General features: G+C 73.1%; 21 protein-coding genes. 6 read left to right on the forward strand and 15 right to left on the reverse strand.

From position 1 onward, the window contains the following. Positions 1 to 27 precede the first annotated feature (27 nt). From BJ961_RS33480 to BJ961_RS33505, 6 genes are all read right to left on the reverse strand, one after another. Positions 28 to 1,176 (reverse strand): acyl-CoA dehydrogenase family protein, encoded by a 1,149-nt coding sequence (locus tag BJ961_RS33480; protein ID WP_271416512.1) that lies wholly within the window; start codon positions 1,174 to 1,176, stop codon positions 28 to 30. Between the two features lie 80 nt (positions 1,177 to 1,256). After that, complete coding sequence (locus BJ961_RS33485) at positions 1,257 to 3,116, reverse strand: acetyl/propionyl/methylcrotonyl-CoA carboxylase subunit alpha (RefSeq protein WP_271416513.1); 1,860 nt, start codon at positions 3,114 to 3,116, stop codon at positions 1,257 to 1,259. 13 nt (positions 3,117 to 3,129) lie between these two features. Continuing rightward, the gene (locus BJ961_RS33490) at positions 3,130 to 4,728 is read right to left on the reverse strand and encodes an acyl-CoA carboxylase subunit beta (RefSeq protein ID WP_271416514.1); all 1,599 of its coding nucleotides are present in this window, start codon (positions 4,726 to 4,728) and stop codon (positions 3,130 to 3,132) included. A gap of 34 nt (positions 4,729 to 4,762) precedes the next feature. After that, on the reverse strand, positions 4,763 to 6,433 hold the full coding sequence (locus tag BJ961_RS33495; protein ID WP_271416515.1) for an acyclic terpene utilization AtuA family protein: 1,671 nt from the start codon (positions 6,431 to 6,433) through the stop codon (positions 4,763 to 4,765). Then, entirely contained in the window at positions 6,430 to 7,224 is a 795-nt protein-coding gene (locus BJ961_RS33500; RefSeq protein WP_271416516.1) for a TIGR03084 family metal-binding protein, read from the reverse strand. The genes BJ961_RS33495 and BJ961_RS33500 overlap by 4 nt, the downstream gene beginning before the upstream one ends. 331 nt (positions 7,225 to 7,555) lie before the next feature. After that, positions 7,556 to 8,512 (reverse strand): EamA family transporter, encoded by a 957-nt coding sequence (locus BJ961_RS33505; protein ID WP_271416517.1) that lies wholly within the window; start codon positions 8,510 to 8,512, stop codon positions 7,556 to 7,558. 293 nt (positions 8,513 to 8,805) lie between these two features. Between BJ961_RS33505 and BJ961_RS33510 the strand changes: the two genes are divergently transcribed. Continuing rightward, positions 8,806 to 9,258: an NUDIX hydrolase gene (locus BJ961_RS33510; protein WP_271416518.1), complete on the forward strand. Its 453-nt coding sequence runs from the start codon at positions 8,806 to 8,808 to the stop codon at positions 9,256 to 9,258. A 137-nt stretch (positions 9,259 to 9,395) separates the two neighbouring features. Here BJ961_RS33510 and BJ961_RS33515 read toward each other — a convergent pair whose 3' ends face one another. From BJ961_RS33515 to BJ961_RS33525, 3 genes are all read right to left on the reverse strand, one after another. Further along, on the reverse strand, positions 9,396 to 9,968 hold the full coding sequence (locus tag BJ961_RS33515) for a DinB family protein (RefSeq protein WP_271416519.1): 573 nt from the start codon (positions 9,966 to 9,968) through the stop codon (positions 9,396 to 9,398). A gap of 103 nt (positions 9,969 to 10,071) precedes the next feature. Continuing rightward, a complete protein-coding gene (locus tag BJ961_RS33520) occupies positions 10,072 to 11,499 on the reverse strand; it encodes an FG-GAP repeat protein (protein WP_271416520.1) in 1,428 nt (475 codons plus the stop codon). Between the two features lie 218 nt (positions 11,500 to 11,717). Then, entirely contained in the window at positions 11,718 to 11,972 is a 255-nt protein-coding gene (locus BJ961_RS33525) for a GntR family transcriptional regulator (RefSeq protein WP_271416521.1), read from the reverse strand. A gap of 146 nt (positions 11,973 to 12,118) precedes the next feature. On the opposite strand from BJ961_RS33525, the gene BJ961_RS33530 reads away from it, so the two are divergent. From BJ961_RS33530 to BJ961_RS33540, 3 genes are all read left to right on the forward strand, one after another. Beyond that, the gene (locus BJ961_RS33530; protein WP_271416522.1) at positions 12,119 to 12,370 is read left to right on the forward strand and encodes a hypothetical protein; all 252 of its coding nucleotides are present in this window, start codon (positions 12,119 to 12,121) and stop codon (positions 12,368 to 12,370) included. After that, positions 12,367 to 12,654, forward strand: coding sequence for a hypothetical protein (locus BJ961_RS33535; protein ID WP_271416523.1), 288 nt, complete (start codon positions 12,367 to 12,369; stop codon positions 12,652 to 12,654). The genes BJ961_RS33530 and BJ961_RS33535 overlap by 4 nt, the downstream gene beginning before the upstream one ends. 104 nt (positions 12,655 to 12,758) lie before the next feature. Next, the gene (locus tag BJ961_RS33540) at positions 12,759 to 13,916 is read left to right on the forward strand and encodes an alpha/beta hydrolase family protein (RefSeq protein ID WP_271416524.1); all 1,158 of its coding nucleotides are present in this window, start codon (positions 12,759 to 12,761) and stop codon (positions 13,914 to 13,916) included. Positions 13,917 to 13,934: 18 nt separating this feature from the next. Here BJ961_RS33540 and BJ961_RS33545 read toward each other — a convergent pair whose 3' ends face one another. Beyond that, entirely contained in the window at positions 13,935 to 16,787 is a 2,853-nt protein-coding gene (locus tag BJ961_RS33545; protein ID WP_271416525.1) for an FAD-binding and (Fe-S)-binding domain-containing protein, read from the reverse strand. 110 nt (positions 16,788 to 16,897) lie between these two features. On the opposite strand from BJ961_RS33545, the gene serC reads away from it, so the two are divergent. After that, positions 16,898 to 18,016 carry a phosphoserine transaminase gene (serC, locus tag BJ961_RS33550; protein WP_271416526.1) on the forward strand — a complete coding sequence of 373 codons (1,119 nt, stop codon included), beginning with the start codon at positions 16,898 to 16,900 and terminating at the stop codon, positions 18,014 to 18,016. Between the two features lie 75 nt (positions 18,017 to 18,091). Here the strand turns inward: serC and BJ961_RS33555 are convergent, their stop codons facing one another. From BJ961_RS33555 to BJ961_RS33565, 3 genes are all read right to left on the reverse strand, one after another. Beyond that, on the reverse strand, positions 18,092 to 18,991 hold the full coding sequence (locus tag BJ961_RS33555) for an RpnC/YadD family protein (RefSeq protein ID WP_271416527.1): 900 nt from the start codon (positions 18,989 to 18,991) through the stop codon (positions 18,092 to 18,094). A gap of 160 nt (positions 18,992 to 19,151) precedes the next feature. Continuing rightward, positions 19,152 to 19,334 (reverse strand): DUF397 domain-containing protein, encoded by a 183-nt coding sequence (locus BJ961_RS33560; RefSeq protein ID WP_271416528.1) that lies wholly within the window; start codon positions 19,332 to 19,334, stop codon positions 19,152 to 19,154. Further along, positions 19,331 to 19,612: a Scr1 family TA system antitoxin-like transcriptional regulator gene (locus BJ961_RS33565; RefSeq protein ID WP_328658037.1), complete on the reverse strand. Its 282-nt coding sequence runs from the start codon at positions 19,610 to 19,612 to the stop codon at positions 19,331 to 19,333. Before BJ961_RS33565 ends, BJ961_RS33560 begins: the two co-directional genes overlap by 4 nt. A gap of 70 nt (positions 19,613 to 19,682) precedes the next feature. On the opposite strand from BJ961_RS33565, the gene BJ961_RS33570 reads away from it, so the two are divergent. Further along, on the forward strand, positions 19,683 to 20,885 hold the full coding sequence (locus tag BJ961_RS33570) for a methyltransferase domain-containing protein (RefSeq protein WP_271416529.1): 1,203 nt from the start codon (positions 19,683 to 19,685) through the stop codon (positions 20,883 to 20,885). Between the two features lie 26 nt (positions 20,886 to 20,911). Here the strand turns inward: BJ961_RS33570 and BJ961_RS33575 are convergent, their stop codons facing one another. Both BJ961_RS33575 and BJ961_RS33580 read right to left on the reverse strand, forming a co-directional pair. Next, complete coding sequence (locus BJ961_RS33575; protein WP_271416530.1) at positions 20,912 to 21,592, reverse strand: response regulator transcription factor; 681 nt, start codon at positions 21,590 to 21,592, stop codon at positions 20,912 to 20,914. Beyond that, positions 21,589 to 22,788, reverse strand: a complete 1,200-nt coding sequence (locus tag BJ961_RS33580) for a sensor histidine kinase (RefSeq protein ID WP_271416531.1) — start codon at positions 22,786 to 22,788, stop codon at positions 21,589 to 21,591. The genes BJ961_RS33575 and BJ961_RS33580 overlap by 4 nt, the downstream gene beginning before the upstream one ends. Between the last annotated feature and the right edge of the window lie 2 nt (positions 22,789 to 22,790).

Genomic DNA, 22,790 nt, shown 5'->3' on the forward strand with positions numbered 1-22,790 from the left:
ACGGTCTGGTACCGGCCTGGTACTGGCCTAGTACGACTTGGGCAGGCCCAGGGTCTGGTGGGAGACGTAGTTGAGGATCATCTCCCGGCTCACGGGGGCGATACGGGCCACGCGCGAGGCCGTGATCAGCCGGGCCAGCCCGTACTCGCGGGTGAGGCCGTTGCCGCCGAGGGTGTGCACGGCCTGGTCGACGGCCCTCACACAGGCCTCTCCGGCCGCGTACTTGGCCATGTTGGCGGCCTCGCCCGCGCCGGCGTCGTCGCCCGCGTCGTACAGGTGCGCCGCCTTCTGCATCATCAGGCGGGCGAGTTCGAGGTCGATGTGCGCCTGGGCGAGGGGGTGGGCGATGGCCTGGTGGGCGCCGATGGGGGTCTTCCAGACGGTGCGCTCACGGGCGTAGTCGAGGGCCCGGGAGAGGGCGTGGCGGCCCATGCCGATGCCGAACGCGGCCGTCATGACGCGCTCGGGGTTGAGGCCCGCGAAGAGTTGCAGGAGGCCCGCGTCCTCGTCGCCGACCAGGGCGTCGGCGGGCAGCCGTACGTCGTCGAGGGTCAGCTCGAACTGCCGCTCCACGGCGTTGAGTTCCATGTCGATGGGGCGGCGCTCGAAGCCCGGGGCGTCGCGCGGGACGATGAACAGGCAGGGCTTGAGCCTGCCGGTGCGGGCGTCCTCGGTACGGCCGACGATCAGGGTGGCGTCGGCGATGTCGACGCCGGAGACGAAGACCTTGCGGCCGGTGAGGATCCAGTCCCCGGTGGCCGCGTCGCGGCGGGCGGTGGTGGTGATGCGGTGGCTGTTGGAGCCGGCGTCGGGTTCGGTGATGCCGAAGGCCATGAGGCGGGTGCCGTCGGCGAGCGGCGGGAGCCACTCGCGTTTCTGCTCCTCGGTGCCGAAGCGGGAGATCACGGTGCCGCAGATCGCCGGGGAGACGATCATCATGAGGAGGGGGTTGCCCGCGGCGCCCAGCTCCTCGAGGACGAGGGCGAGTTCGGCGATACCGGCGCCTCCACCGCCGTATGCCTCCGGCAGGTTGACGCCTATGTAGCCGAGCTTGGCGGCTTCCTGCCAGAGGCGTTTGCCGTCTTCGGGGTCGGCGGTGTGGGGGTGGGTCCGGGCGAAGGCGGTTACCGCTGCGCGGAGGGACTTGTGCTCTTCGGATTCGATGAGGGTGGTCACTGTGCTCCTTCGGGTGCGGGTTGTGTGTGGTTGCTCGCGCTCACGCGGCGGAGCCGCATATTCGATGCAGCCCCGCGCCCCTACTCGGCGTCTCCCTCGACCACGGCCAAGAGGGCGCCGACCTCCACTTGCCGTCCGGGAGCCGCCGGGAGCGCCGTCAGCCTTCCCGTCACCGGGGCCGTGATCCTGTGCTCCATCTTCATGGCCTCCAGCCACAGGAGGGGCTGGCCCGCCTGGACGGTGGTGCCCTCGGTCAGGCCCTCCGCGACGCGGACGACCGTGCCCGGCATGGGGGCGAGGAGGGAGCCGGGGGCGTGCTGGGCGGTGGGGTCGGGGAAGCGGGGCAGGGCGGTCAGCGCGGTGGCGTTGACGTGGATCCGGTCGCCGTAGCGGGCGATGTCGAAGCGGCGCCGTACGCCGTCCGCTTCGAGGACGACCCGGTCGCGGCCGGCCTGCACGACGTGTACGCCCTCGGCGGTGAGGCCCGTACGGGTGTGGTGGTAGCGGACCTCGTGCTCCTCCCCCGCCACGGCGTAGCGCTTGACCTGCGGCTGCGAGGCGAGGTTGCGCCAGCCGCCGAAGCGGCCCCCGTTCACGGTCGCGTCGGCGAGGGCGGCGGCCAGGGGCGCGAGGGGGTCGGGGGCGGGCTCGGTCAGCTCGGCCAGGTGGCGGTCGTAGAAGCCCGTGTCCATGCGTCCGGAGGTGAACTCCTCGTGGCGCAGGGAGCGGACGAGCAGGTCGCGGTTGGTGACCGGGCCGTGGATCGCGGCCCGTTCGAGGGCGCCGGCGAGGCGGCGGACGGCCTCCGCGCGCGTGGGTGCGTGGGCGACCGCCTTGGCGAGCATCGGGTCGTAGTGGACGCCGATGTCGTCGCCGTCGGTGCAGCCGGTGTCCAGGCGGATGCCGTCGGGGACGGTGAGGCGGTGCAGGCGGCCGGTCTGCGGGGCCCAGCCGTGCGCCGGGTCCTCGGCGTACAGGCGGGCCTCGACGGCGTGGCCCCGCGCGCGCGGGGGGTCGGATTCGAGGGCGTGTCCTTCGGCGATCCGGAGCTGGAGGGCGACGAGGTCGATGCCGAACACCGCCTCCGTGACGGGGTGTTCGACCTGGAGGCGGGTGTTCATCTCCAGGAAGTGCGCCCTGCCGTCGGCGACGAGGAACTCGACGGTGCCGGCGCCGACGTAGTGGACGGCGCGGGCGGCGCGTACGGCGAGGTCGTGGAGTTCGGCGGTGAGTCCGGGGGTGAGGCCGGGTGCCGGGGCCTCCTCGATCACCTTCTGGTGGCGGCGCTGGAGGGAGCAGTCGCGGGTGCCGAGGGCCCAGACGGTGCCGTGGGTGTCGGCGAGGATCTGCACCTCGACGTGGCGGCCGTTCTCCAGGTAGGGCTCGACGAAGACCTCGCCGTCGCCGAAGGCGCTGGTGGCCTCCGCGCGGGCGGCGGTCAGTGCGGCGTCGAGGTCGGCGAGGCGGCGTACGACGCGCATGCCGCGTCCGCCGCCGCCCGCCGCCGCCTTCACCAGCACCGGCAGGTCCGCCTCGGTGACGTCCGTGGCGTCGGTGACGGGTGCGACGCCCATCAGTTCCTTGGCGCGGGTCTTGGACGCCATCGCCTCGATGGCCTCGGGCGGCGGTCCGATCCACACCAGTCCGGCGTCCCGTACGGCGCGCGCGAAGTCGGCGTTCTCGGAGAGGAACCCGTAGCCGGGGTGGACGGCGTCGGCCCCGGCGGCGACGGCGGCCTTCACGATGAGGTCGCCGCGCAGGTAGGTGTCGGCGGGGGCCGCGCCCGGCAGGCGTACGGCCGCGTCGGCCACGCGCGCGTGGAGGGCGTTCGCGTCGGCGTCCGAGTGCACGGCGACGGTGCGGATGCCCGCCTCGCGGCAGGTGCGGAAGACGCGGCAGGCGATCTCGCCGCGGTTGGCGACGAGGACGGAAGTGATCACTGGTCTCTCACCCTCACATGCGGAAGACGCCGAAGCCGCCGCGCGCGCCCGCGTAGGGGGCGGTGTGCACGGCGGACAGGCACAGGCCGAGGACGGTACGGGTGTCGCGGGGGTCGATGACGCCGTCGTCGTAGAGCCGCCCGGACAGGAACATGGGCAGCGACTCGGACTCGATCTGCTGCTCCACCATGGCGCGCAGGGCGGCGTCGCCCTCGTCGTCGTACGGCTGTCCCTTCGCGGCGGCGGACTGGCGGGCGACGATGGAGAGCACGCCGGCGAGCTGCTGGGGGCCCATGACGGCGGACTTGGCGCTGGGCCAGGCGAAGAGGAAGCGGGGGTCGTAGGCGCGGCCGCACATGCCGTAGTGGCCGGCGCCGTAGGAGGCGCCCAGGAGGACGGACAGGTGGGGGACGCGAGAGTTGGAGACCGCGTTGATCATCATGGCGCCGTGCTTGATGATGCCGCCCTGCTCGTACTCCTTGCCGACCATGTAGCCGGTGGTGTTGTGCAGGAAGAGGAGCGGGATGTCGCGCTGGTTGGCGAGCTGGATGAACTGGGCGGCCTTCTGCGACTCCTCGCTGAACAGGACCCCCTGGGCGTTGGCGAGGATGCCCACCGGATAGCCGTGCAGGGCGGCCCAGCCGGTGGCCAGGCTCGTCCCGTACAGGGGCTTGAACTCGTCGAAGTCGGAGGCGTCGACGATCCGGGCGATGACCTCGCGCGGGTCGAAGGGTGCCCTGAGGTCGGCGGGGACGATGCCGAGGAGTTCCTCGGGGTCGTACTTGGGCGGCTCGGCGAGGGGCGGGTCGGCGTACGCCTTGCGGTGGTTGAGGCGGGCGACGACGCGGCGGGCCTGGCGCAGTGCGTCCGGTTCGTCGGCGGCGAAGTGGTCGGCGAGGCCGGAGGTGCGGGCGTGCATCTCGGCGCCGCCCAGCGACTCGTCGTCGCTCTCCTCGCCGGTGGCCATCTTGACCAGCGGCGGCCCGCCGAGGAACACCTTGGCGCGCTCCTTGACCATGATGGTGTGGTCGGACATGCCGGGGATGTAGGCGCCCCCGGCCGTGGAGTTGCCGAAGACGACGGCGATCGTGGGGATTCCGGCCGCCGACAGCCGGGTGAGGTCGCGGAAGATCGCCCCGCCCGGGATGAAGATCTCCTTCTGGGAGGGCAGGTCGGCGCCGCCGGACTCGACGAGGCTGATGCAGGGCAGCCGGTTGGCGAGCGCGATGTCGTTGGCGCGCAGGGCCTTCTTCAGCGACCAGGGATTGCTGGCGCCGCCGCGCACGGTCGGGTCGTTGGCGGTGATCAGGCACTCGACGCCCTCGACGACACCGATGCCGGTGACGAGGGAGCCGCCCACCGCGTACTCACTGCCCCAGGCGGCGAGCGGGGACAGCTCCAGGAAGGGCGTGTCGGGGTCCAGGAGCAGCTCGATGCGCTCGCGGGCCAGCAGCTTGCCGCGCTTGCGATGCCGGGCGACGTACTTCTCGCCGCCACCCGCGAGGGCCTTGGCGTGTTCGGCGTCCAGGTCGGCGAGTCGGGCGAGCATGGCCTCGCGGTTGGCCCGGTGCTCGGGCGTGGCGGGGTCGAGGGCGGAGGGCAGGACGGTCATGGGAGGTCCTCCGGGAGGTGCGGCGGGGCGACGGTCACAGCAGGCCCTCCGGGATGTCCAGGTGTCGGGAGCGCAGCCATTCGCCGAGGGCCTTGGCCTGCGGGTCGAAACGGGCCTGCGCGGCGACGCCCTCGCCGAGGATGCCGCCGACGACGAAGTTGAGGGCCCGCAGGTTGGGGAGCTGGTGCCGGGTGACGGGCAGGTCGCGGGCCTCGGGGATCAGCTCGCGGAACCGGTCGGCGGTCAGCTCGTGGGCGAGCCAGCGCCAGGCGTCGTCGGTCCGGGCCCACACGCCGACGTTGGCGTCGCCGCCCTTGTCGCCGCTGCGGGCGCCGGCGACGAGACCGAGCGGGGCGCGGCGGACGGGGCCGGGCGGCAGGGGCCGCGGCGGGGACGGCTCCGGTACGGGTGCCAGTACCGCGGTGTCCTGGGCCGGCGCCACACTCATCCGGCGCCCGTCATGGAGGACGGCCACATGGTCGACGGCCCCATGGGGAACGTACACAGCGTCGAAGACCCCATAGGGTGCGCCCTTTCCCGGTGGCGCGAGCACATGGAATCCCGGGTAGCCGGCGAGGGCCAGCTCGATGGCGGCTCCGCTCAGTGCCCGCCCGACGACCTGCTGGTCGGCGTCCCGGACGACGAGCCTGAGCAGCGCGCTCGCCGTCTCCTCGGTCGCGGCGTCGGCCCGGTCGGTGCGGGCCAGGTCCCAGCGGACGTCGGCGGTCTTGCCGAGCGCGGGTTCCATCTGGGCGCGGACCAGCGCGGCCTTGGCCTCGATGTCGAGGCCGGTGAGGACGAAGGCGACCTCGCCCCGGAATCCGCCGAGGCGGTTGAGGCCGACCTTGAGGGTGGGCGGCGGTGCCTCCCCCCGCACGCCGTCGACCCGCACCCGGTCGGGTCCGTCCTGGGTGAGCCGTACGGTGTCGAGCCGGGCGGTGACGTCGGGTCCGGCGTACCGGGCGCCGCCCGTCTCGTAGAGCAGCTGGGCGGTGACCGTGCCGACGTCGACGAAGCCGCCGGTGCCGTCGTGCTTGGTGACGACGCAGGTGCCGTCGGCGTGCAGTTCGGCGAGCGGGAAGCCGGGCCGCCGTACGTCGCCGTCCTGGAAGAACGCGTAGTTGCCGCCGGTCGCCTGCGCGCCGCACTCCAGCAGGTGTCCGGCGACGACCGCGCCGGCGAGCCGGTCGTACTCCGTCGGCCCCCAGCCGAAGTGCGCGGCGGCGGGCCCGGTGACCAGCGCGGCGTCGGTGACGCGCCCGGTGACGACGACGTCCGCGCCGGCCCGCAGGCACGCGGCGATGCCGAAGCCGCCGAGGTAGGCGTGCGCGGCCAGTGCCCCCGGGTGGCCGGCGGCGAGGTCGTCGCCCTCGACGTGCGCGACGCGGACGGGGATGCCGAGCCGGTCGGCCAGGGCGCGTACGGCGTCGGCGAGTCCGGCGGGGTTGAGTCCGCCCGCGTTGGCGACGATCCTGACCCCCCGCTCCCGGGCGAGCCCGAGGCACTCCTCCAACTGCCGCAGGAAGGTGCGGGCGTACCCGGCGCCGGGGTCCTTCAGCCGGTCGCGGCCCAGGATGAGCATGGTCAGCTCGGCGAGGTAGTCGCCGGTGAGGACGTCCAGGGGGCCACCGGTGAGCATCTCGCGCATGGCGGAGAAGCGGTCGCCGTAGAAACCGGAGGCGTTGCCGACGCGCAGCACGCTCACTTGGCGGTCCCCTTCGGCGGGCGTCCGGCTCCCGGCGGCCCGGCGAAGGCCTGCGCGATGTCCAGCCAGCGGTCGGCGTCCGGGCCCTCGGCGGTGAGGGCGAGGCCGGCGCGGTGGGCCCGCTGGGTGGCGAGGAGGCAGAAGTCGAGCGCCGGGCCGGTGACGCGCTGCGGGGCGTCCTCGGGGCCGTACGTCCACAGGTCGCCGCCGGGGCCGGTGAGTTCGACGCGGAACTGCTCGGTGGGCGGGGTCAGTCCGTGGACGGCGTGGGCGAAGTCCCGGGCGCGGACGCCGATGCGGGCGACGTGCCGCAGGCGGTCGGTGGGCGGGCGGGAGACGCCGAGCGCGTCGGCGACGTCGAGGCCGTGGGCCCAGGTCTCCATGAGGCGGGCGGTGGCCATGGAGGCGACCGCCATGGGCGGGCCGTACCAGGGGAAGCGGCTGCCCGGGGCCGCCTCGCGCAGCGCCTTGTCGAGGGCGCCGCGTCCCTCCCGCCAGACGGCCAGGAGCGCGGCGGGCGCCTGCCGGGCACCCTCCTCGGCGCCGTCGTCGACGTACCGGTCGGGCGCGGCGAGGGCCTGCTCGACCAGACCCCGGAAGCCGTCCTCGTCGGTGACGGCGAGCAGGGCGGCCCGGTCGGTCCAGTTCAGGTGCGCGATCTGGTGGGCGATCGTCCAGCGGGGCGCCGGGGTGGCGAGCCGCCACTCCTCGGCTTCCAGCCGGGCGACCAGCGCGTCGAGTTCCTCACCCTCCTCGCGCAGGTCGTCGATCACGGGCATCGGGTCGGACACGGGGCGCTCCCCTCGGGCACGGCGATGTGCGGGGCGGTGTGCGGGGCGGTGTGGGAGGAGCATGGCAGGGGCACCAGAAACAATCAAGCATGCTTGCTGGATTTTTACGGGCGCGAGGCCCCTCCGCTCCCCGCCAGGGCCGCCAGGGCCGACGAGGTGGCGTCCCCGGCGGGGCCGCGCGGCTCAGCGGAGGGGACCGGGCGCCCGGACCTGCCGACGCCGACAAGCCTTCCGATCACGCCCCGGGCCGACGAGCGGACCGTCGACGGATGACGGGAGGCGACGTCCCGCGCCCGGCTCCAGCCCCCTCGGCGCCCGCTCATGGCCTCGGTCAGGCAACGGCCGCCGGCCGCTTACGCCGCCCCACCTGGGTCCGTACCGCCCCCATGCTCGCCGCGATGACCAGGGCGATGGCGGCGGACTGGGTGGCGGACAGGGCCTGGTCGAGGATGAGGAAACCGGCTGCCGCGGCGATGGCGGGCTCCAGGCTCATGAGGATGGCGAAGGTCGGGGCGGGCAGGCGGCGCAGGGCGAGGAGTTCCAGGGTGTAGGGCAGCACGGAGGAGAGCACGGCGACCCCGGCGCCCAGACCGAGCGTCACCGGGTCGATCAGCTTCGCCCCCGACTCGGCGATGCCCAGCGGAAGGAACAGCAGCGCCCCGACCGCCATCGCGAGGGCCAGCCCGTCGGCCTGCGGGAAGCGGCGCCCGGTGCGGGCGCTGAAGACGATGTAGGCCGCCCACATGGCGCCCGCCGCCAGGGCGAACGCGGCACCGGCCGGGTCGAGGTCGTCGAAGCCGCCGCCGCCCAGCAGGAAGACACCGGCCAGGGCGAGCGCCGCCCAGACCAGGTTGACGGCGCGGCGGGAGGCGAAGACGGACAGGGCGAGCGGGCCGAGCACCTCCAGGGTGACGGCGGGGCCGAGCGGGATGCGGTCGACGGCCTGGTAGAAGAGGCCGTTCATGCCCGCCATGGCGATGCCGAAGACGACGACCGTGCCCCAGTCCGCCCGGGAGTGGCCGCGCAGCCTGGGCCGGCAGACCAGGAGCATGACGACGGCGGCCACGGCCAGCCGCAGGGTCACCACACCGAGCGCCCCGGCCCGCGGCATCAGGCTCACCGCCAGGGCGGCACCGAACTGCACGGACAGCCCGCCGGCGATGACCAGACCGACCGGTCCCAGCCGGCCTCCTCCGTGCGGTGCGTCCGCCGGGTCGGACGAGGAGCCCCGGCCCGCCACGGGCGCGGTGACCGGGGTGGACGGGGTGGCGGCACTGGGGGTGGTCACGGGGGCCTTCCTGGAACTCGTCGTGAGCACGGGGCCGGTCGGCACCGCATCCCGCACATCACGCATCACGCATCAAATGGCACATCTCGCTGCGCGGGCCGGTCCAGAATAATGCTCGCCGGACAGGACCGTACAACCTCTATGTGCCTGACGATGGGTCCCCGGCCCCGCCGGGGTCAACTCCGTCCGTCATCCGGACCGCGGGCGGGCGGCCGGACATCCCCGCGGCGTGGCGGGTAGCGTCCTCATGGCGCATGCCCAAGTCCGCCCCACCACCACGTCTCCGAGGTCCCGTGCGACGACTCCTTGCCCGTCTCTGGCGGCTCCTGCGTCCCTTCCAGAGCCGCGTCATGTGGTTTCTGAACGCCAAGTTCGTGGTCGGCGTGACCGGCGTCGTGCGCGACGACGAGGGGCGCGTCCTGATGCTGAAGCACCGGATGTGGGCGCCGGGCCGCCAGTGGGGTCTGCCGAGCGGCTTCGCGCACAAGGGCGAGGACTTCCGGCAGACCGTGGTCCGGGAGGTCAGGGAGGAGACCGGCCTCGACGTGGAGGTGGGCAGGCTGGTCATGCTCAACAGCGGTCTGCGCACCCGCCTCGAGGTGGCGTACGAGGCCCGTCTGCTGGGCGGCGAGCTGCGCCTCGACCCGACCGAGATCCTCGAGGCCCGCTGGTGCCGCCCCGACGACCTTCCCGACGAGGTCCAGCCGGTGTGCCGCCCGCTGGTGCGGGGCGAGACGATGCCCTGACCGGCGGTGTCGAGAACGCCGGTCCCCGACGGCTGCGTCGCCGGCCCGAACATCACCCTCGCCAACCCGGCGGGATCCACGGGTGATCGCCGCGCCGGGGTTCCGCTCGCCCCGTCCGCCCGCCCGGACGCCGCCCGTCAGCCCATGCTCTTGGCGCCGTCCAGGGACTCGCGGATGATGTCGGCGTGGCCGGCGTGCTGGGCGGTCTCGGCGATGACGTGGATCAGCACCCGGCGGGCCGACCACTCGGCGTCGGCCTCGAACCAGGGCGCCTTCGGCAGCGGCTGGGTGGCCCCCAGGTCGGGCAGGGAGGCGACCAGTTCGTCGGTCAGTCGGGCGGCCTCGGCGTAGCCGGCCAGCACACCGTCCAGCGTGTCACCGGGCAGCATCCGGAACTCGTCGGCCCGCTGGGCCCAGTCGGCCTCGGTCATGGCCGTGAAGTCCCCCATCACCGAGGGGCCCTCCACGATGAAGGCGGCCCAGTTCCGCTCGACCGAGGTCACGTGCTTGATCAGGCCGCCCAGACACAGCTCGCTGGCGGTGGTCCGGAGACCGGCCTGCTCGTCGGTGAGGTCACGGGTGGTGAAGCGCAGGAAGTGCCGGTGCTTGGCCAGCATCTCCAGCAGGTCGGCGCGCTCACCGGTGACGGCAGGCGCCTCGGTCAGGTCGCTGGTGGTCGGCTCGCTGGTGGTCGACTCGTCAAGGGTCATGGTCTTCGCCTTCCGGTGTTCCTGCTCCGTCGGTCGAGGACCACAGTAGGAGCGATCTAGGCCAGGACATGTCCTAGATCGCGTGGGACAGGGATCGGAATCTTCAGTGGGCGGTCTCTCGCAAGGTGTCCGTGGACAGCCGGGTGACGCCCGCGGTGGAGGGGCCGTCGGTGGTGCCGGACAACAGCCATGTGACGCTGTCGACTGTGCTGTCGCCCGGCGCGGTCACCACCAGGTCGGCCAGCCCGTCGCCGTCCAGGTCGGTGAGACCCACGTCGGCGCCGAAGTCGGCGTCCCCGCCCTGGGCGGCGCCGAGGTCGTGCCCGTCCAACAGCCGGGCGCCGTCACCGCTGAGCCCTTCCGGTCCTCCCGCCAGGAACAGCACGTACTCGGGCCCCGGCTCCCCGTTCCCGTCCAGGTCCCACCGGGGAGCCCCGGCCACCACGTCCGCGTATCCGTCACCGTTGACGTCCCCCGTGTCCAGCTCCTCGAAGACGACGTCCTCGTCCCGCAGTTCCTCGCCGGGCACGCCGGGGGTGTCCTGGTCGACGGTCGTCGTCCGCTTCCCCGGGCCGTCCTGCGACCCGTACGCCACCGTCACCGCACTGCGGCTCGGGTCGCCGCCGAAGGGGTTGAGGACCAGGTCGTCGATGCCGTCCCCGTCCACGTCGCCGATCGCACCCGTGTCCGCGTCGGGCAGCCGCGTGCCCTCCGGTTGCGTGAAGCCGGTCCGGCCACCGCGCAGGTAGCTCACCGGACGGTTCACTTCGGATTCCGTGTCCGCCTCGTGGAAGCTCACCAGGTCGTCGATCCCGTCGCCGTCGAGGTCCCCGGCGACGAGGCCGACGTAGCGCGCGAGTTCGACGTCGGGGGAAGGCCTGCGCGGGGCGGGGACACGGTCCGTCCCGGCGGGACTGCCGTCCCGCGCGAAGGGCCCCTTGAGCAGCCCCTTGTCGGAGCCGAGCCCGAAGACCAGGTCGCCATGCCCGTCCCCGTCGAAGTCCCCGGCGACGAGGCGCTCGTCCAGGGACCCGTCGTTGTCCCAGGCGACGTGGCTGACGTCCGTCCCCGGCACCCGCGCGGCACTCGAGAGCCCGCCCTCGGAACCCCACATGATGATGACGCTCGGCCCCGGGTCGATGACGGAGGCGGCGAGGTCGCTGTACCCGTCCCCGTCGAAGTCGCGCGCCACGGTCGTCGCTCCGAAGAAGGCCTCGTAGCCGCTCTTCCCGGGGATCCCGGCGTCGTCCTGCGTCAGGTACTGACAACGGGCGGCCCCCGCCCCCGCCCCGTACACGACCTCGATACTCCCGCCGCCGACAGCGCCCTCCACGTCCGAAGGCCCCCCGAGGACCAGGTCGGGGTTCCCGTCCCCGTCGAAGTCGGCGGCGCCTTCCGGCGCGGGCCGGTCCGACGCGGACGCGGTGGCGGCGGTGCCGTGCGCGCCGCCGGCCCCGCAGCCGTACGGCGCCGCGACGCCGGACGGCCCGTCGTCGGCGACCACCATCCCCACGGCGACCGCCAACGCCACGACACCCGCGGCGCCCCCGATCACCCAGGGCCGCTTGCCGAACCGTCGCCGTGGAGCTTCCGCCTGATCATCCGAACCGTCCATACGAACGATCACGCGATGGCCGCATCATGCGGTTCCGATCAAGCACCGGAGGCAGGGTCGCCACCTTCCGTCACCTGGGGCCTGTGATCGGCCGGGGGCGACTGCACGACGGCGACGCGCGAGGTCCCCGTTCGCTACGCCTTGTCCTCACCGGCCGACCGCCGGGCGACGAATGAGCCGAGGCCGACTTCAGCACGGATCAGCCCCTCCCCTTTCAGATGGGCGAGGGCCTTCTGCGCGGTCGACGCCGCAATCGCGAACTCGGCCGACAACTCGACCACCGACGGAACCCGGGCATCGACGGGATAGGTGCCGTCCGCGATGCGCGCCTCGATGACAGCGGCGACCTGTCGCCAGACGGGCCGGGTGCGATCAAGCTCGGGAGTCATGCGATGGACGCTAAAACGGTGCGGTAGACCGCGCGACCGCAGTAGACTGCGGTAGACCACGATGGCCAGTCCAACCGAAACCCCCGCGACGGGTGGAGCCGTCCGGGGGTGTGGCCACCGGCTGAGACCCCTAAGGAGCTGATGACATGCCGTACCTTATCGGCCGCCTAGTCACATGGGTGAGCCTGCTGCTCAACCCCCGAGGCACCCACCGCCGCACCCGACCACGACCGCCCGCGCACCCTGCACCGCCCTGTCCGGCCGCCATCAGCGCGCTCCCCCTCCCCTCCCACCGCAGTCCCTACGGCCTGCCCACCGTCCTCGACGGCACCGAGACCGCGGCCGTCCGCCCGTACCTCCTCACGCGCGCGCTGTACGAACTACAGGCGGCGGCATGACGGCACCGCGCGAGCCCCGTCTGCTCCCCTGGTCGGGTCCCGAGGGCAAGCCCTGCTATCTGATCACCGATGACGACGGCGGCGGCCCGGTCTCCCGGCTGGCCGACACCACCGAGTCCACCCAGCTCGGCATGGGCGCGGAGCTCCTCGCCCACGCCCGCGTCCTCCTCCCCCGTACCCCGCGCGGCGAACTCCGCTACCTCGCCGAGCGCCTCACCGAGGCTCTCGCGGACGCGCTGCGGGTGGCCGAGAGCAGAGGACGCAGGCTCCGGGACCCGAACTGATCCCACGGTGGCATCCCGGGGCCGGTCGTCAGACCTTGGTCGTACACCCAAGTACGCCTGTGCTCCGACGCGTTGAGCGGGGCGCGGCCCCTAACGTCGTCCGCATGACCGGCAGATCACGCACCTCACGCAGAACCGTCCTGACCGCACTGATCGCGGGAGCCGCGTCCGTCCCCCTTCTGGGAGCGGCCCCCGCGTCGTCGGCGCCCGCCGCCGTACTGGAGCTGCCCTCCCCCACCGGCCCCCGCCCCGTGGGCCGTCGCACCCTGCACCTCGTCGACCGGCACCGCGCCGACCCCTGGGTGCCCTCGGCGCGCGGCAGGGAGCTGATGGTGTCCGTGTTCTACCCGGCACGCCCGTCCGGCGGGACACCTGCGCCGTACATGACCGTGAGCGAGGCGCAGCGGCTGCTGGAGGCCAAGGGGCTCGCCGGGGTCGTACCGGCCGCGACGGTGGCGGGGACGCGGACGCACGCGCGGCTGTCCGCGCCACCCGCACCGGGCCGCTTCCCGCTGGTGCTCCTGTCCCCCGGGTTCTCGATGCCGCGCACCACGCTCACCGCGCTCGCCGAGGAACTGGCCGGCCGGGGTTACGTCGTGGCCGCCGTGGACCACGCCTACGAGTCCGTCGGCACGGAGTTCCCCGGCGGCCGGGTCCCGCCCTGCGTGGCCTGCGAGCGGGTCGGCGCCGATGTCGAGGAGGCCGTGGTCGTGGAGGGCCGGGCCGCGGACCTGTCCTTCGTGATCGACGAGCTGACCGGCCACCGGAGAGCGGGCGCGCTCGCCCACGTGATCGACCCGCACCGCATCGGCGTAGCGGGACACTCGATCGGCGGGGCGGCCGCCATGGCGACGATGGCCGCCGACCGCCGCGTACGGGCAGGGGTCAACCTCGACGGAGGGTTCTTCGTGCGCGACGCCGGGTCCGGGCTCGGCCGGCGCCCGTTCATGATGGTCGGCACCGAGGACGTCCACGGTCCCGGCACCGCCAGCGACTGGCCCGCCACCTGGGACCGCCTGCACGGCTGGAAACGCTGGCTGACCGTGGCCGGGGCCGGGCACTTCTCCTTCACCGACATCCCCTGGCTGGCGGAGCAGCTGGGACTGGCGGACCCGGCGGTTCCGCTCTCAGGTGAGCGGGGTTGGTACATCACCCGTGATTTTGTTCGCGCGTTCTTCGACCTCCACCTGCGGGGCGTCCCGCAACCGCTGCTCCAGGGCCCTACGCCGGCTCACCCCGAGGTCGGTTTCCTCCGGCCGTAGACGACCCCGCCGGGGGCCTCAGTCCAGCCGTTCCGCCAGCACCTCCGCCAGATGCCGCCCCCGCACCCCCGCCACCTGCTCCAGCTGCGTCCGGCACGAGAAGCCGTCCGCCAGGACCACCGCGCCGTCCGGGGCCTCGCGCACCGCGGGGAGAAGCTGGTCCTCGGCGCACGCGGCCGACACCTCGTAGTGACCGTCCTCGAAGCCGAAGTTGCCCGCGAGGCCGCAGCAGCCGCCGCTCAACTCGCCGGTCAGGCCCACCGACGCGCGCAGGCGGCGGTCGGCCGCGTCGCCCAGGACCGCGTGCTGGTGGCAGTGGGTCTGGCCGACCGCCGGACGGTCCACGGCCGGCGGGGCCCAGTCGGGGGCGTGGCGCTCCAGCACCTCCGCGAACGTCAGCACACGCGCCGCGAGCCGGGCCGCGCGCGGGTCGTCGTGGAGCAGCTCGGGCAGGTCCGTGCGCAGGGCGGCGGCGCAGCTCGGCTCCAGCACGACGACCGGCGCGGACGTCTCCAGCACCGGGTCCATCAGGTCCAGCGTGCGGCGCATCACCGCGCGGGCGCGGTCCAGTTGGCCCGTCGAGACGTATGTCAGACCGCAGCACACCTGTCCCCGGCGGGCCGCCAGCAGGGACAGCGCCGACCTCGACGCACCGTCCCCGACCGCGCCGCGGCCCCGCAGCGTCGGCGGCAGCACCACCCGCAGCCCCGCCGCCTCCAGCACCCGTACGGCCGCCTGGCCGACGGAGGGGGAGAGGTGCTCGGTGAACGTGTCGGGCCAGAGCACCACCAGGTCGCCGTCACCGGACGCCACCCGGCGCCGCCCCCGCCACCACCTGCTGAACGTCTCCCCCGCCAGCCGCGGCACGTCCCGCTCCCCCGCGATCCCGCCCAGCCGCTTCGCCACCGCGGCCAACGGCCGTACGGACGCGAGGGTGTTGACGAGCGGGGCCACCCGCGCCCGCGCGGCCCACCGCAGCCACACCGGCAGCCATCCCATCGCGTAGTGGGCGGCCGGGCGGCGGCGCCCCTCGTAGTGGTGGTGCAGGAACTCCGCCTTGTACGTGGCCATGTCGACCCCGACCGGGCAGTCGGAGCGGCAGCCCTTGCAGGACAGGCACAGGTCGAGGGCGTCCCGGACCTCCGTCGACCGCCAGCCGTCCGTCACCACCTCCCCGGCGAGCATCTCGTGCAGCAGCCGGGCGCGGCCCCGCGTGGAGTGCTCCTCCTCCCCCGTCGCCCGGAAGGACGGGCACATGACGGACGAGCCCGCCGCCGACGTCGTACGGCACTTGGCGACGCCCACGCAGCGGCGCACCGCCGCCGAGAAGTCCCCGCCGTCGGACGGATACCCGAACTCCACGTCCACCGGCTCGCGCGGCAGGACGGAGAAGCGCAGGTTCGCGTCGAGCGGGGCCGGGCGGACCAGCATGCCCGGGTTGAGGAGGTCGTCGGGGTCCCAGACGGCCTTCGCGCGCTCGAAGAGCGCCACCGTCTCCGCGCCGTACATCCTCGGCAGCAGCTCCGCCCGCGCCTGCCCGTCCCCGTGCTCCCCGGACAGCGAACCCCCGTGCGCCACGACCACGTCCGCCAGCTCCTCCGAGAAGCGCCGGAAGCCCGCCACCCCGGCCTCCGTCAGCAGGTCGAAGTCGATGCGTACGTGGATGCAGCCGTCGCCGAAGTGGCCGTACGGTGTGCCGCGCAGCTCGTGGGCGGTGAGCAGGCGCCGGAAGTCGCGCAGGTAGGCGCCCAGGCGGGCCGGCGGCACCGCGCAGTCCTCCCACCCCGGCCACGCCTCGGAGCCGTCCGGCATCCGCGTCGCCGTACCGCTCGCGTCCTCCCGGATCCGCCACAGCGTCCGCTGCCCGGCCGGGTCGGTGACGACGAGGGCGTCCACGACGTCCGCCGCCCGGACCACGGCCTCCGCACGCGCGCGTGCCTCCGTCTCCGTGTCGCCGCCGGTCTCCACGAACAGCCAGGCTCCGCCCCGCGGCAGCCCCTCCGTGGACGGCACCAGGTCCACCGCCATGCCCTCCACCGTCAGCGGGCCGAGCGGCAGCAGCCCCGCCGCCGCCTCCGCCGCGCCCGCCTCGTCGGCGTACCCCAGCACCGCCAGCGCCCGCGCGCGCGGAGACTCGACCAACCCCACGACCGCCTCGGTCAGTACGCCCAGCGTGCCCTCCGAGCCGCAGAAGGAGCGGGCCACGTCGGCGCCGTTCTCCGGGAGCAGGGCGTCCAGCGCGTAGCCGGAGATGCGGCGGGGGAGGTCGGGAAAGCCCGTGCGCAGGCGGGCGAGGTCGCCGTCCACCAGCTCGCGCAGACCGTCCGGCGCCCCGGCCCACTCCTGCCCGAGCCGCAGCCGCCGCCCGCGCGCGGTCAGCACCGTCAGCTCGCGCACGCTGTCGGCCGTCGTGCCCCAGGCCACCGAGTGGGAGCCGCAGGAGTTGTTGCCGATCATGCCGCCGAGCGTGCAGCGGCTGTGGGTGGACGGGTCCGGGCCGAAGCGCAGCCCGTGCGGCGCGGCCGACCGCTGCAGCCGGTCCAGGACCAGCCCCGGCTGGACGACGGCCGTACGGGCCTCGGGGTCGAGGGCGACCAGCCGGTTCATGTGCCGGGTGAAGTCCAGCACCACGCCCGTACCCGTCGCCTGCCCGGCGATCGACGTGCCGCCGCCGCGCGCCACGACCGGCACCCCGCGCTCCCGGCACACCTCCAGCACGGCCGCCACGTCGTCGGCGTCTCTCGGCGCCACGACCCCGAGCGGGACCCTCCGGTAGTTCGACGCGTCCATCGTGGTCAGCGCCCGGGAGGTGACGTCGAACCCGACCTCGCCGCGGACGGCCCTGCGCAGTGCTGCCTCCAGATCGGTCATGTTCCCAGCATGGGCTCTCGTAGCTCCGTACAGGCCCGCACGGCGGAGATCTCGTCTCATCGGACGGACATGTCTTCGCCCGGTTTGGCCGAGGCGATACCCTCCGGCTCGTGGCTGAGATCCAGATTCCTGCTGACATGAAGCCCGCGGACGGTCGTTTCGGCGCGGGTCCCTCCAAGGTGCGGGTGGAGGCGCTGGACGCCCTGGCCGCCACCGGTACGTCCCTGCTCGGCACCTCCCACCGCCAGGCGCCCGTCAAGAACCTGGTCGGCAAGGTCCGTGAGGGCATCCGCGAGCTGTTCCGGCTCCCCGACGGCTACGAGGTGATCCTCGGCAACGGCGGCTCCACCGCGTTCTGGGACGTCGCGACCCACGGCCTGATCGAGAACAAGTCGCAGCACCTGAGCTTCGGCGAGTTCTCCTCCAAGTTCGCCAAGGCCGCGAAGCTCGCCCCCTGGCTGGCCGAGCCGACCGTCGTCTCCTCCGACCCGGGCACCCACCCCGAGGCGCGTGCCGAGGCCGGCGTCGACGTGTACGGCCTCACGCACAACGAGACGTCGACCGGCGTCGCCATGCCCATCAGGCGCGTGGCCGGTGCCGACGAGGGCGCGCTCGTCCTGGTCGACGCGACGTCCGGCGCGGGCGGCCTCCCGGTGGACGTGTCAGAGACCGACGTCTACTACTTCGCCCCGCAGAAGTCCTTCGCCTCCGACGGCGGCCTGTGGATCGGCGTCTTCTCCCCCGCCGCGATCGAGCGCGCCGAGCGCGTGCACGCGTCCGGCCGCCACGTCCCGGAGTTCTTCTCGCTGCCGACGGCGATCGACAACTCCCGCAAGAACCAGACGTACAACACCCCGGCGCTGGCCACCCTCTTCCTCCTCGGCGAGCAGCTGGACTGGATGAACGGCCAGGGCGGCCTGGACTTCACCACCGGCCGCACCAAGGACTCCTCGACCCGCCTGTACACGTGGGCCGACGAGTCCAAGTACGCCACGCCGTTCGTCTCCGACCCGGCCAAGCGCTCCCAGGTCATCGGCACCATCGACTTCGCCGACGACATCGACGCCGCCGCCGTCGCCAAGGTGCTCCGCGCCAACGGCATCGTCGACACCGAGCCGTACCGCAAGCTCGGCCGCAACCAGCTGCGCGTCGCGATGTTCCCGGCGATCGACCCGGCGGACGTCGAGGCGCTGACGCAGTGCGTGGACTATGTGATCGAGAAGCTGTAACCGCGTCTCGTCGTACAACGACGGAGGGCGCCCGGCGGATGATCCGCCGGGCGCCCTCCGCGCATCCGTACGCTCCTACTCCTCGACGAACAGCTCCTCGGCGCGTGCCACGCTGAGGGAGCGGCCGAGCCAGCTCCCCAGCGCGTCGAGATCGGTGCAGGCGGTGACCCGCTCCCGGACAGAGCCGGAGATCTCAATACCTCGCGCCTTGAGGATGTCCAGAACAGCCTCCGCCTTGCCCTTGGCGCGGCCTTCGAGCCAGGACTCCTCGACGATCGAGTTGCTGCCCGGGAAGTTCGGGGTGTAAGTGGCCATCAGATGCCTCCAGTAGTCACGCCCCGGGCCCTCGCCCAGACCGATTTCGACGATCTCCGCCCAGTCCACCCGGTCCACATCACCGGCTCCGGACTTCCCTGCGTCGTCCGCCACTCCTGACGCCAGCGCGTCCAGTATCGCAGTCAGCCCCGGGTCCGAGGCGTAGGCGAGTGCGGAGAAGACGGCGACTCCGAGGTCTCGGGCCGCCTCGTCCGGCTCCGTGATCACGGGGAGGATTCCAGGCCCCAGGACCAGCGGGAAGACGACCATGCTGGTGTGGAAGCCACGCCCGACACGGATCGGTTCCGACGCCCAGGAAGCGGTCGCCTTGTCCTTGCACACCACCAGAAGGAAGGGCGGCAACCGGTACTTGGCGTACATGTGGGCCAAGTAGTACGTCCAGCTGTTGTGCTTGTCCGGGTCCGGCTTGCCCTGCGACTCGACGGCGAGCACGAAGCCGCCTTCCTCACCGGGCACACGTACCCGGAACACACTGTCCACGCGGCGCTCGAGCGGCCTGATCTCGGTGAGATCGGTGTCCAGGGGCTCGATCGCGGTGTGCTCCGGAAACCCGATGCCCGCCCGCGGCAACAGCCGGGCGAACAGCCCCGGATCCACGCGGAAGATCCGGTGCAACGCTTCATGCGGTGAACTGACCATGCGACGGAACGTAATCGCATGGGCACATTAAGCGCGGGGATTCGGGCCGGACTCAGCCGTATGGGTGAACATGCCAGAGGACTATGACAAGTCTGGTCGGCACGCAAGACGAAGGGCGCCCGGCGGATCCCCCGCCGGGCGCCCTTCGTGCGTGCGATGCCTACGCGAACTGACCGAGGAAGGCCTGCCAGCCGTCGCGGGAGACGGTGAGCAGGGGGCCGTCCTGCTGCTTGCTGTCGCGGACGGCGCGACCGTCACCGGGGGCTGTGTGGGCAACCTCGACGCAATTGTTCTCCTGCCCCGAGTAGGAGGACTTGCGGAAAGGGCTTACGACTTCAGTCACGATCCGTCTTCCTTCAGGCTCCGCAGTATGCCCCGGATGAGCTGCGCACTCGCGTCCGGTGCCAGTGCCGACGAGCGTAGTAGGTCGTAGGCATTGGCGTAAGCGGCGAGGTCCTCGGCGCCCTCCAGGACCGACGTCCCTCGCGGGTTGTCCATGGCCACGGCTTCGACCGCGGGCTCTTCGTCAAAGCTGAAGGAGTAGAAGGCGGAGGAGTACCCGGCCAGGACACCCGCACTGAACGGCAGCACCTGCACGGTGACGTTCTTGCGCTGCCCCACCTCAAGGACGCACCGCCCTCCGCAGCCCGCACTTGAAGCTGACACCGTGTGAGGACCTAGCGTTGCCGCCGTGGACGACGACGGGGCGGCGTGGTGGACGGTCGGCGAGCTGGCGCTGGCGTCCGGGGTGTCGGTGCGGGTGTTGCGGCACTGGGACGCGTTGGGGGTGGTGTCTCCCGAACGTACGCCGAGCGGCCACCGTCGCTACGGCCCCGCGCACGTCACGCGTCTGTACCGGGCGATGGCCCTGCGCCGGACCGGCCTGGGGCTCCGGCAGATCGCCGCGTTGCTGGCCCAGGAGGACCCGGACCCGGCAGCGACACTGCGCGCCCACCTCGACGACGTCGAGGAGGACCTCCGACGGCGAAGCCAACTCCGCGACCGGCTCCAGGCCGCGCTCGAAAGTGCGGAGCCGGACCAGTTGATGAAGGTGATCGAGACCATGACGATGTTCGAGCAGTACGTGCACGGCTACCGTTCCGAGGAGAGCACACGGCTCGCGGACCAGGCGGACGCCCTCGCCGAGCTGTTGCACGCAGACACCCGCTTCCGGCCCGGCGAACGGGTCCTGGAGATGGGGTGCGGCGTGGGTGCTCAGACGGTCACCCTGGCTTCGCGGAGCCCGCACGCGCACTTCGTGTCGGCCGACATCGCCCCCGACTCGCTGAAGTCGGCCTCGCGCCGGGTCGCCGCCGCGGGTCTGGCGAATGTCGAGTTCGCCGAGAAGGACGTGTTCGCCCTCCCCGAACGGGAGGGCGGCTTCGCCGAGGCGTCCTTCGACCACGTCTTCGTGTGCTTCCTGCTCGAGCACCTGCCCTCGCCGGTCGACGCCCTGCGACGGCTGCGTCGCCTCGTGCGGCCCGGCGGCACGGTCACGGTGATCGAGGGCGACCACGGCTCGACCTATTTTCATCCGGACGACGAGGCCGCGCGCGCGGCCGTCGCGTGCCAGGTGACGCTGCAACGCCACGCCGGCGGCGACGCCCTCATCGGGCGGCGGCTCTTCCCTCTGCTGCACGAGGCGGAGTGGTCGGACATCGCGGTCACCCCTCGCACCGTCTACGTCGACGGCAGCCGGCCGGACCTCGCCGAGAGCTTCACCAGACGCACCTTCACCGCGATGGTCTCCGGTGTCCGGGAGCCCACCGTCGCGGCGGGGCTGATCGACCCGGACACCTTCGACGCGGGCATCGCCGCCCTACGGCGCACGGCCGAACCCGACGGAGTGTTCTGCTACACGTTCTTCAAAGCGGTCGCACAGCGCCCGGCCTGACCGCAGCGGTCACGCGCCCACACTCCTCAGGCCAGCCCCGCCGCGATGGCGCGCCGGACCGCGTCGGCGCGGTCGCGGATGTGGGCCTTGGCGAAGAGGTTGTTGATGTGGGTCTTGACCGTGGCCTCGCTGATGAAGAGCTGCTCGGCGATGCCCCGGTTGGACAGGCCCTGGCCGATCAGGGTGAGGACCTCGCGTTCGCGGGGGGTGAGGTCGTCCGGCAGGGGTTGTCGAGACGCCTCGCCCGGGGCGGGTGCCGCCTTCGCCCTGGCCGTGGCCAGCAGACGGTTCTGGACCTCGCGGTCGAGTACGGACTGGCCCGCGCCCGCGGCCCGGATCGCCCGGGTGATGTCCTGGCGTCCCGCGTTCTTGGTGAGGTACCCGCGGGCCCCCGCGCCGAGCGCGCCCAGGATCGAGTCGTCGTCGGCGAAGGTGGTCAGGACGACCACCGCCACCTCCGGATGCTCCTCGGTCAGGCGACGGGTCGTCTCGATGCCGTCCAGCACCGGCATGCGCAGGTCCATCAGGACCACGTCGACGGGGCCCGCGGCCACCGCCGCCAGGACCTCGGCGCCGTCCGCGGCCGCCGCGACGACGTCGATGTCCTCGGCCAGGCCGAGCACCGCCGCGAGCGGCTCCCGTACGGCGGCCTGGTCGTCGGCGACGATCACCCTCAACCGCGCCTGACCGCCCGTCTGTTCACTCATCCCGGTATCACCGCTTCCACCTGCCAGCCGCCCTGGTCCTGTCCTTCGGTGACCGGCCCGGCGCTGACGCTCCCGCCCAGCAGGGCGACGCGCTCGCGCATGCCGATCAACCCCATGCCGCTGCCGACGCCCGGGGTCACCGCACGGGTGGCGGGCCGGTTGCGGATCCTCAGTGTGATCGACGCGTCGGTGAACGTCAGTTCCACCTCGACCCGACCGCCGGGAGCGTGCCTGGCCGCGTTGGTCAGGGCCTCCTGGGCGATCCTCAGCAGAGCCTGCGTCACCTGGGCCGGTGCCTCCCGGACGGTGCCCCGGACCGACAGGGCGTCGTGGTGGCCGGTCGATTCGGTCATCGCGGTCAGACTCTCCAGCAGCGGCAGGGCGTCCTCCCGCAGCGCGTGCACGGTCCACTGGGCCTGCTTCAGGCTCTCCTTGACCAGGCCGTGAGCCTTGTTGTTGGCCTCCCTGACCTTCTCCAGGTCACCGGTGTCGAGCAGCGCGTCGGCCAGTTCCAACTGCATGTTGATGCCGGCGAGGGAGTGCGCGAGGACGTCGTGCACGTCCCGGGCGATTCGGCCGCGCTCGGTGAGGACGGCGGTCCTCGCCTCCGCGCGGGCGGCGCGTTCCGCCGACTCGGCGGCCGAGAGCGCCGACCGTACGGCCTGGCGCTGGGTGCGGTTGAGGATGCCGACCACGACCGGGACGCCCGTGGTGAGGCCGAGCAGCCAGGGCAACTCCGGGTCCCCCGGGCCGAGGTGGAAGTACAGGACACCGGCGCAGAGCAGGGAGCACGTCCCCGCGAGGGCGAGGGCCCGCCCGGTGTCGAGCCGGTAGCCGATGTGTCCGGCGAGGAAGTAGGCGAACAGGTAACTCGTCCCGCTGTCGCTGACCCCCAGCAGGGCGGCCGCCGCGACGATGCCGGACGCGAGCCAGGCGAGCGCCGGCCGCGGGGGGACGCGGCTCTCGGGCACTCCCCTGGCCAGCAGTGCCGCGGAGTTGACCACGAAGAGGGCGGCGACCGCCAGGCCCTGGCCGCCGAATCCCATGGGCCGGATCGTCAGGGCCCCCACGGCGACGACCGCCAGCGACAGGCCCCACTGCACCCGCGGGTCCTGACCGGGGACCGGACGCGGGTCCGCCCCCGGGCGCGGGGGCGGAGGGTTCTCGGTGGCGGCCACCGGCAGAACATAGCGCACGG

The organism is Streptomyces lienomycini (assembly GCF_027947595.1).
Classification (GTDB): domain Bacteria; phylum Actinomycetota; class Actinomycetes; order Streptomycetales; family Streptomycetaceae; genus Streptomyces; species Streptomyces lienomycini.

Bases quoted from the DNA above. Each gene is read 5' to 3' on its own strand.
- BJ961_RS33575 (WP_271416530.1), bottom strand. From the start codon at position 21,592: ATGAGTGAACAGACGGGCGGTCAGGCGCGGTTGAGGGTGATCGTCGCC.
- BJ961_RS33535 (WP_271416523.1), top strand. From the start codon at position 12,367: ATGACGGCACCGCGCGAGCCCCGTCTGCTCCCCTGGTCGGGTCCCGAG.
- BJ961_RS33515 (WP_271416519.1), bottom strand. From the start codon at position 9,968: ATGACCCTTGACGAGTCGACCACCAGCGAGCCGACCACCAGCGACCTG.
- BJ961_RS33545 (WP_271416525.1), bottom strand. From the start codon at position 16,787: ATGACCGATCTGGAGGCAGCACTGCGCAGGGCCGTCCGCGGCGAGGTC.
- BJ961_RS33540 (WP_271416524.1), top strand. From the start codon at position 12,759: ATGACCGGCAGATCACGCACCTCACGCAGAACCGTCCTGACCGCACTG.
- BJ961_RS33530 (WP_271416522.1), top strand. From the start codon at position 12,119: ATGCCGTACCTTATCGGCCGCCTAGTCACATGGGTGAGCCTGCTGCTC.
- BJ961_RS33555 (WP_271416527.1), bottom strand. From the start codon at position 18,991: ATGGTCAGTTCACCGCATGAAGCGTTGCACCGGATCTTCCGCGTGGAT.
- BJ961_RS33525 (WP_271416521.1), bottom strand. From the start codon at position 11,972: ATGACTCCCGAGCTTGATCGCACCCGGCCCGTCTGGCGACAGGTCGCC.
- BJ961_RS33490 (WP_271416514.1), bottom strand. From the start codon at position 4,728: ATGACCGTCCTGCCCTCCGCCCTCGACCCCGCCACGCCCGAGCACCGG.